Below are 9,002 nucleotides of genomic sequence, written 5' to 3'. Positions count from 1 at the left end.
GTCCCACCTGACCCCATGCCGAACTCAGAAGTGAAACGCCGTAGCGCCGATGGTAGTGTGGGGTCTCCCCATGCGAGAGTAGGGAACTGCCAGGCATCAGACAAGTGAAGAAGCCCGTCCGTCTGGACGGGCTTTTTTGCGTGTGCGGTAACTGTAAAACCGTAGGCCTGATAAGCGCAGCGCCATCAGGCAACCGGCACCGCCGGATGGCGGCTCCGCCTTATTCGGCCTACAAGGAACGTGCTTTCTCTAACCACCGCAAAATGAAGGCAGAAATCTGCGATACATCATTAAGATCCAAAACGGGTACCGCTACGGCAAGTGGAATATCACTGGCAACCGCAATAACATGCTCATCAAGAATTAATTCTTCCTCGCTGTGCCCACATCCCTGACGAAAAAGTAAGATCTTCGCAACTGCCTCGTGTTTAAACCCTTCTACCAGCACCATATCCAGCTTTGATGCATCCATCCGGCTCACCAGCCATGCCAGATCCAACTCTTCTTGCCCCGGCGTTTCAGTCATTAACGCCCAGCGCTGCTGACTGGCAACCAGCGTCTGTGCCGCCCCGGCCTTACGTAATTCGTAGCTATCTTTACCCGGTTTATCGACATCCATATCATGATGGGTATGCTTAATCAGCCCTGGCCGAATACCGTGCGCACAAAGTGCTGGGATCAGTTTTTTCAGCAGTGTTGTTTTTCCCGTGCCGCTCCACGCGGCAATGGCGAGTAGCGGTATCATGGTCTCTTTTGCCATTTCGCGAGTTCCTCCGGCGTGTTGACGTTCACAAATGCCTCCTTACAATCACTGAAATCAACGGCGTGTCCGCCTACCTGGCGCATAAAAATCATTACCCGCCGCTCGCCTGCTTGCAAATAAGCTGTCAACTGGGGCTCAACGGCACGATTAATCAACGCGATCGTTGGATGATCGCGCTCTCCATCATGAACCCAAACCACGGGTGCACCATGACGCTGCGCTGCTAAACGATCGACCAGGGTGTGGGGGATACAGGGATTGTCACAGGGGCAAAACAGAAACCAGTCGCCTGCTACCTGCTGAAAAACGGAAAGCATACCCGCCAGCGGACCGGGAAAGTCAGCGATTGAATCCGGAATGACTTTCAGGCCGCTGGCCTGGTAGATATCCAGATGGCGATTAGCACTAATGACGACCGTAGCAAGCTGTGGCGCGAGCGCATCGGTAACGTGCCGCCAGAGCGGTTTCCCGTCCAGTTCAAGCAGACCTTTATCCGCACCTCCCATCCGCCTGGCTTTACCGCCTGCCAGCACCACGCCGGTTATTACTTCATCCAGATTCACCGATATCGCCTCTTTTATTGTGGGATTGACCCTGCTACCGTGTCTGTATCAAGAATAAGGGGCACAGCTATGAAATGTAAACGCCTGAATGAAGTCATTGAACTCCTCCAGCCAGCCTGGCAGAAAGAGCCTGATCTTAATCTGACGCAATTTTTGCAGAAACTGGCGAAAGAGTCAGGTTTTGACGGCAAACTGGAAGATTTAACTGATGATATCCTGATCTACCATCTGAAAATGCGCGATTCCGCCAAAGACGCCGCCATTCCAGGGATTCAAAAAGACTATGAAGAGGACTTTAAAACGGCGCTTTTACGCGCCCGCGGCGTTATTAAAGAGTAAAACCTTGTAAGCGGCGCCACCGAAATCGCCACGAAATGATATCCTGAATCATTCGTAGTATTTTCCGGATGATGGGATGAACGACAACGCTTTTACTTTCCAGACGCTACACCCGGAAACCATCATGGATGCGCTGTTTGAACAGGGGATCAGGGTGGATTCCGGGCTGACTCCACTAAACAGTTATGAAAACCGCGTCTATCAGTTTCAGGATGAAGACCGTCGACGTTTTGTCGTTAAGTTTTATCGTCCTGAACGCTGGTCTGTTGATCAAATTCGGGAAGAACACCAATTCGCGCTTGAACTGGTGAAGGATGAGGTTCCGGTTGCCGCTCCGCTCGCGTTTAATGGCCAGACGCTGCTAGCGCATCAGGGCTATCATTATGCCATTTTCCCCAGCGTAGGCGGTCGTCAGTTTGAAGCAGACAATATCGATCAGATGGAGGCGGTAGGGCGTTATCTTGGTCGATTGCATCAGACGGGGCGAAAACGTCCTTTCACTTTCCGGCCTGACATTGGGCTTGCAGAGTATCTTTTTGAACCTCGCCAGGTATTCGAAGATGCCGCACTGATTCCCTCCGGGCAAAAAGCGGCTTTCCTGAAAGCCACTGATACTCTACTGTCTGCAGTTACCGAATGCTGGCGCCCCGATTTCGCCACGCTGCGATTGCACGGCGATTGTCATGCCGGCAACATTCTATGGCGTGATGGACCGCTGTTTGTCGATTTAGATGATGCCCGTAACGGCCCGGCGATACAGGATTTATGGATGCTGCTGAACGGCGACAAAGCCGAACAGCGAATGCAGCTTGAAACCATTATTGAAGCTTATGAAGAAGTTAGTGAGTTCGATACGGCTGAAATTGGTCTCATTGAACCTTTACGCGCCATGCGTTTAGTTTATTATCTTGCCTGGTTGATTCGTCGTTGGGGCGATCCTGCGTTTCCAAAAAACTTTCCCTGGTTAACAGGGGAAGATTACTGGCAGCGACAGACAACGACTTTTATTGAGCAGACTAAAATTTTGCACGAACCCCCTTTACAATTAACGCCAATGTATTAATCGGAGAGAGTTGATCATGAAAAAGATTTGGCTGGCGCTGGCTGGTATGGTTTTAGCTTTTAGCGCCTCGGCAGCACAGATCAGCGACGGTAAACAGTATATCACGCTGGATAAACCGGTCGCTGGCGAACCCCAGGTACTGGAGTTTTTCTCCTTCTACTGCCCACATTGTTATCAGTTTGAAGAAGTGCTTCATGTGTCTGACAATGTGAAGAAAAAGCTGCCGGAAGGCACCAAAATGACCAAGTACCACGTTGAGTTCCTGGGGCCGTTGGGCAAGGAGCTCACCCAGGCATGGGCGGTGGCGATGGCGTTGGGTGTAGAAGATAAAGTCACGGTCCCGCTGTTTGAAGCCGTACAGAAAACCCAGACAGTACAATCTGCCGCGGATATCCGTAAAGTGTTCGTTGATGCGGGCGTCAAGGGCGAAGATTACGATGCGGCATGGAACAGCTTCGTGGTGAAATCACTGGTTGCGCAACAGGAGAAAGCCGCGGCTGACCTGCAACTGCAGGGCGTTCCGGCGATGTTCGTCAATGGCAAATACCAGATTAACCCACAAGGCATGGATACCAGCAGCATGGATGTTTTTGTTCAGCAGTATGCTGATACTGTGAAATATTTGGTTGATAAAAAATAAAAAGAACGCCGGTCACTGACCGGCGTTTTTATAAGATGTTTTAATCTCTTCTATCTGTATATCTTTCTTATCCCACAGCGTATTAAGCCAACGTTGAAAACGGCGTTTGAATGTTTTGTCGTTCACGTAATCGCCGTGCAGTTCTTCATTTATGGGTTCCAGTTGCACCCGAACAACAATACGCGTCAGCCTACCGCTTAGCATATCGTAGAAAGGGTGGCGATCGTTGTTTGGGTAACACAACGTAATATTAAGCAGCTTATCGAACTGTGAGCCTAAAACGTTAATCGCCATTGCAATACCGGCTGCTTTTGGCGGCAACAGATGTTGATAAGGTGAATGCGTTTGCTGACGTTTCTCATGCGTAAATCGCGAGCCTTCAACAAAGTTAACGATAGTGGTGGGATACCGACGAAACTTTTCGCAAGAGCGACGAGTTGTTTCAACATCTTTGCCGCGTCGATCGGGGTGGCGGAGCAGGTAGCTACGGGAGTAGCGCTTCATAAACGGCATATCTAATGCCCAGCACGCCAGGCCGATGAACGGCACCCAGGCCAATTGCTGTTTAAGAAAGTACTTATTCATTGGGATATGCTTGCGGAACAGAACGCAAAGCACAACGATATCGGCCCAGCTGCGATGATTACAAATCAGTAAATACCAATTTTTCTTGCTCAGTCCTTCGAACCCTTCTACATCCCATTGCAAGTGCGGATTAAGGTGTAACAGCGCTGCAAGACCAGCACACCAGCAATACATCATGAAATTGCAGAAAATGGAGACCTTGCGCCAGATACCGGGAACAGGCAAAAGGAGCTTTACCATACCGGCAACGATGATCGGTACGGAGCAAACAATAGTGACCAGGATGGTCAATACGATACTCAATGGGAGCGTGATAGCCGCGAGTATTCTCGTCATAATAAATTATTCAAAAGTTAGCCATAAACGGTGCGCGAAAAGGGCGCAAGGGGCTGATTCTATCAGAAAACGATGCTAATGATGGCGCTGAGTGAAATAGAAACACTCGTAACAACTATCCACATTATGATAACGGCATGAATCAGATAATCAGAAAGACGTGATGTTAACAACTCATTGAAAATAATGGGTAATTATTAAGACGAGAAGGCTATCGCGCTGATTTTAAAGTAATGGTAAGAATTTACACACAAAGTTATCCACAGGTTGTTTTGCGAGCGCTCCTGAAGATCGACAAAACTTTTCCGCAAATGCGGCGAAAAACTCAAGTTTTCCTCCTGTATGTGGCATCCTTTAACCATAATCTGTTAAACAGGCACGGACATTATGGTTCAGATCCCAGAAAACCCACTTATTCTCGTAGATGGCTCATCCTATCTCTATCGCGCCTATCATGCGTTTCCGCCGTTAACCAACAGCGCGGGAGAACCTACGGGCGCAATGTATGGTGTCCTCAACATGTTGCGCAGCCTGATCATGCAGTATCAGCCGACGCATGCTGCGGTGGTGTTTGACGCCAAAGGAAAAACCTTCCGTGATGAGCTCTTTGAACATTACAAATCGCATCGTCCTCCGATGCCGGATGATCTGCGTGCGCAAATAGAGCCGTTACATGCCATGGTTAAAGCCATGGGGTTACCTCTGCTGGCGGTCTCTGGCGTAGAAGCGGATGACGTTATCGGTACACTGGCGCGAGAAGCGGAGAAGGTGGGGCGTCCGGTATTAATCAGCACCGGCGATAAAGATATGGCACAGTTGGTGACGCCGAATATTACGCTGATCAACACCATGACTAACACCATCCTCGGCCCGGATGAAGTCGTTAATAAGTACGGCGTGCCGCCTGAGCTGATTATCGACTTTCTGGCGCTGATGGGGGACTCCTCGGATAATATTCCGGGCGTACCAGGCGTGGGTGAGAAGACGGCGCAAGCCTTGCTTCAGGGATTGGGCGGCCTGGATACGCTGTACGCCGAGCCGGAAAAAATTGCAGGTCTCACTTTCCGCGGCGCCAAAACGATGGCCGCTAAATTAGCGCAGAATAAAGACGTAGCGTACCTGTCTTATAAACTCGCCACCATTAAAACGGATGTTGAACTGGAGCTGACCTGCGAACAGCTTGAAGTGCAGCAGCCGATTGCGGATGAACTGCTGGGCCTGTTTAAAAAATATGAGTTTAAGCGCTGGACGGCGGACGTTGAGTCAGGCAAGTGGCTACAGGCAAAGGGCGTGAAACCGGCGGCCAAACCGCAGGAAACGGTCGTTATTGATGAATCGCCCAGCGAACCGGCAGCGGCGCTCTCTTATGAAAATTATGTCACGATTCTGGACGACGTTACGCTGGAAAGCTGGATTGAAAAGCTGAAAAAAGCGCCAGTTTTTGCTTTCGACACGGAGACCGACAGTCTGGATAATATCGCCGCCAACCTGGTGGGCCTCTCGTTTGCTATCGAACCTGGCGTTGCCGCGTATGTACCTGTCGCGCATGATTATCTGGACGCTCCGGATCAAATCTCCCGCCAGCGTGCTCTGGAACTGCTGAAGCCGCTGCTGGAAGATGAAAAAGTGCGCAAAGTGGGGCAAAACCTCAAGTACGATCGCGGCGTCTTGCAAAATTACGGTATTGAGCTGCGCGGTATCGCCTTCGATACCATGCTTGAGTCTTACATTCTGAACAGCGTCGCCGGACGCCATGATATGGACAGTTTGTCCGATCGTTGGCTGAAGCACAAAACTATCACCTTTGAAGACATTGCCGGTAAAGGTAAAAACCAGCTCACCTTTAACCAGATCGCACTGGAGGAAGCGGGGCGCTATGCGGCAGAAGATGCGGATGTCACGTTACAGTTGCATCTCAAAATGTGGCCTGAGCTCCAGCAGCACAAAGGCCCGCTGAATGTTTTCGAAAACATCGAAATGCCGTTGGTGCCTGTACTGTCACGCGTTGAGCGCAATGGCGTAAAAATCGATCCTGCCGTCCTGCACAAACATTCGGAAGAAATCACGCTACGTCTGGCGGAACTGGAAAAGAAAGCGCATGACATTGCGGGCGAGGCGTTCAACCTGTCCTCGACGAAGCAGTTGCAGACCATCCTGTTTGAAAAGCAGGGTATTAAGCCGCTGAAGAAAACGCCTGGCGGCGCGCCGTCAACGTCGGAAGAGGTGCTGGAAGAGCTGGCGCTGGACTATCCGCTGCCGAAAGTGATTCTGGAGTATCGTGGTCTGGCGAAGCTAAAATCCACCTATACCGATAAGCTGCCGCTGATGATTAACCCGAAAACCGGGCGCGTCCATACGTCCTATCATCAGGCGGTAACGGCGACGGGACGTTTATCGTCCACCGATCCGAACCTGCAAAATATTCCGGTGCGCAATGAAGAAGGCCGCCGCATTCGTCAGGCATTTATTGCGCCTGAGGATTATCTCATCGTGTCTGCGGACTATTCACAGATTGAGCTGCGTATTATGGCGCATCTTTCCCGTGATAAAGGACTGCTCACGGCGTTCGCCGAAGGGAAGGATATTCACCGCGCAACGGCGGCGGAAGTCTTTGGCTTGCCGCTGGATAGCGTGACCGGGGAACAGCGCCGAAGTGCGAAAGCCATTAACTTTGGCCTGATTTACGGGATGAGCGCCTTCGGTCTTTCTCGCCAGCTTAATATTCCGCGTAAAGAGGCGCAGAAGTATATGGATCTCTACTTCGAACGCTACCCTGGCGTGCTGGAATATATGGAGCGCACCCGCGCTCAGGCAAAAGAACAAGGCTATGTGGAAACGCTGGAGGGACGCCGCCTTTACCTGCCGGATATTAAATCCAGCAACGCGGCGCGGCGCGCGGGGGCGGAACGCGCGGCGATCAATGCTCCCATGCAAGGAACGGCTGCCGATATCATCAAGCGCGCCATGATTGCCGTCGATGCCTGGCTACAGGCCGAGCAGCCACGCGTGCGGATGATTATGCAGGTACACGATGAATTAGTGTTCGAGGTGCATAAAGACGACTTAGATGCGGTAGCAAAACGTATCCATCAGTTGATGGAAAACTGCACGCGTATTGATGTGCCGTTGCTGGTGGAAGTCGGTAGCGGAGAAAATTGGGATCAAGCGCACTAAGCATTTAAGGAATAACGCGCTTTTTTCGTAATTAAGCAACATAAGCACGGGGGTTTTGTGATGGGTATTAGAATTCCCTATGTAAAGAATGAAAAAAAATTACGAAAAGGTCTTTCTGTGTTGCTCAAAAAAGAGTAAAGTTATTCACGTAGGGTACAGAGGTAAGATGTTCTATCTTTCAGACCTTTTACTTCACGTAATCGGATTTGGCTGAATATTTTAGCCGCCCCAGTCAGTTTATGACTGGGGCGTTTTTTATTGTGCGCAAGAAAAGTTTCGCTCACACCGTAGGCCGGATAAGACGCGCAGCGGCGCCATCCGGCATAGCGGGTGATTATTCCCCGTCCTGAATCTCTTCGACCGGTGCCAGTTCACTAAACCAGCTATCCAGCTTCTGACGTAACTTATCCACGCCCTGCTTTTTCAGCGAGGAAAACGCTTCTACCTGCACATCGCCATTAAAAGCCAGCACGGCTTCACGTACCATATTCAACTGCGCCTTGCGCGCGCCGCTGGCCAGTTTGTCCGCTTTGGTCAGCAGAACCAGAACCTGGATATTGCTCTCTACAGCCCACTGGATCATCTGTTGGTCGAGGTCTTTCAACGGATGGCGGATATCCATTAAAACGACTAAGCCCTGTAGGCTTTGACGTTTCTCCAGATATTCCCCCAGCGCGCGTTGCCACTTGCGTTTCATCTCTTCCGGGACTTCCGCATAGCCATAGCCCGGCAGGTCGACCAACCGTTTGCCCTCTACGACTTCAAACAGGTTAATCAATTGGGTACGGCCCGGCGTTTTAGAGGTGCGCGCCAGGCTTTTTTGGTTGGTCAACGTGTTCAGGGCGCTGGATTTGCCTGCATTGGAACGGCCAGCAAAAGCCACTTCAATTCCGCAATCGGAAGGTAAATGGCGAATATCAGGCGCACTCATCACAAAATGCGTCTGTTGATAATTCAGGTTAGTCAAAGCGGTCGTCTCCGTCAGTCAAAGCATTGTGGCGATTATACCTGAACGCCAGCAAAAGACGGATTTTTCGGCGCGGCGGTGCTGTAAGTAAAAGCCATACGCTTTGTGAGACATTGACCATTGCACTTATGCGACATGACAGAGTCGTTGTCAGGCTCAAAGCCAGTTAATATAGTTAAATCATGAATTTATAGAAAGGTAATTGTCTGAAAAAAAGGGATTTGCCGTGTCGGTATCTTGTGAGTTTACCCCAAAAGAGTAAAGTAATGCACATAGCGAGGACGCTAACAGGATCAACGACTCAGGATGAGGGTCAGGAGCGCCAGGAGGCGAAGACACAGGATTGTCAGGAAGACAAACGTCCGGAGACGTTAGTAAAAGGAAATGGAAACAACATGGAATGTTCCAGGCTAAGGGAAAAACAGGGCGTGTTGATAGCCAACAGGGATGGTGGAACCCGTTAAGGGTCGTGAGTGACTAGTCCTGATATAGGTTGACAGTTTTTTGTCTGTAAAACGCCTGATGAACATCATCGGGCGTTTTGTATTTCAGGGCCTGGTGTGGCCGTTCAT

General features: G+C 50.4%; 9 protein-coding genes and 1 rRNA gene. 6 read left to right on the top strand and 4 right to left on the bottom strand.

Annotated elements, in window-relative coordinates; genetic code table 11:
- Nucleotides 1–95 (top strand): 5S ribosomal RNA (gene rrf, locus ACLJR2_RS23420); the annotation flags it as partial.
- Between the two features lie 134 nt (nt 96–229).
- Here rrf and mobB read toward each other — a convergent pair.
- Nucleotides 230–745, bottom strand: a complete 516-nt coding sequence (gene mobB, locus ACLJR2_RS23415) for a molybdopterin-guanine dinucleotide biosynthesis protein MobB (RefSeq protein WP_010989085.1) — start codon at nt 743–745, stop codon at nt 230–232.
- Nucleotides 742–1,326, bottom strand: coding sequence for a molybdenum cofactor guanylyltransferase MobA (gene mobA / locus ACLJR2_RS23410; protein ID WP_001046886.1), 585 nt, complete (start codon nt 1,324–1,326; stop codon nt 742–744). Before mobA ends, mobB begins: the two co-directional genes overlap by 4 nt.
- Before the next feature lie 69 nt (nt 1,327–1,395).
- Between mobA and ACLJR2_RS23405 the strand changes: the two genes are divergently transcribed.
- The 3 genes from ACLJR2_RS23405 (at nt 1,396) to dsbA (ending at nt 3,368) form a co-directional block, all read left to right on the top strand.
- On the top strand, nt 1,396–1,665 hold the full coding sequence (locus tag ACLJR2_RS23405; protein ID WP_000649858.1) for a YihD family protein: 270 nt from the start codon (nt 1,396–1,398) through the stop codon (nt 1,663–1,665).
- Between the two features lie 76 nt (nt 1,666–1,741).
- Complete coding sequence (locus ACLJR2_RS23400) at nt 1,742–2,728, top strand: serine/threonine protein kinase (RefSeq protein ID WP_000999260.1); 987 nt, start codon at nt 1,742–1,744, stop codon at nt 2,726–2,728.
- Nucleotides 2,729–2,744: 16 nt separating this feature from the next.
- A complete protein-coding gene (gene dsbA / locus ACLJR2_RS23395; protein WP_000725364.1) occupies nt 2,745–3,368 on the top strand; it encodes a thiol:disulfide interchange protein DsbA in 624 nt (207 codons plus the stop codon).
- A 12-nt stretch (nt 3,369–3,380) separates the two neighbouring features.
- Here dsbA and ACLJR2_RS23390 read toward each other — a convergent pair whose 3' ends face one another.
- On the bottom strand, nt 3,381–4,289 hold the full coding sequence (locus ACLJR2_RS23390) for an acyltransferase (RefSeq protein ID WP_000196897.1): 909 nt from the start codon (nt 4,287–4,289) through the stop codon (nt 3,381–3,383).
- A gap of 387 nt (nt 4,290–4,676) precedes the next feature.
- Here ACLJR2_RS23390 and polA point away from each other — a divergent pair, with 387 nt between their 5' ends.
- The gene (gene polA / locus ACLJR2_RS23385; RefSeq protein WP_000249963.1) at nt 4,677–7,463 is read left to right on the top strand and encodes a DNA polymerase I; all 2,787 of its coding nucleotides are present in this window, start codon (nt 4,677–4,679) and stop codon (nt 7,461–7,463) included.
- 334 nt (nt 7,464–7,797) lie between these two features.
- Here polA and yihA read toward each other — a convergent pair whose 3' ends face one another.
- The gene (gene yihA / locus ACLJR2_RS23380) at nt 7,798–8,430 is read right to left on the bottom strand and encodes a ribosome biogenesis GTP-binding protein YihA/YsxC (RefSeq protein WP_000183331.1); all 633 of its coding nucleotides are present in this window, start codon (nt 8,428–8,430) and stop codon (nt 7,798–7,800) included.
- 239 nt (nt 8,431–8,669) lie between these two features.
- Here yihA and ACLJR2_RS23375 point away from each other — a divergent pair, with 239 nt between their 5' ends.
- Entirely contained in the window at nt 8,670–8,894 is a 225-nt protein-coding gene (locus ACLJR2_RS23375) for a hypothetical protein (RefSeq protein ID WP_001541209.1), read from the top strand.
- Nucleotides 8,895–9,002: the final 108 nt, after the last annotated feature.

It is taken from the genome of Salmonella sp. SAL03688, from assembly GCF_046551895.1.
In the GTDB taxonomy this organism is placed as follows: domain Bacteria; phylum Pseudomonadota; class Gammaproteobacteria; order Enterobacterales; family Enterobacteriaceae; genus Salmonella; species Salmonella enterica.
This window is presented reverse-complemented; position numbering and strand designations above follow the sequence as displayed.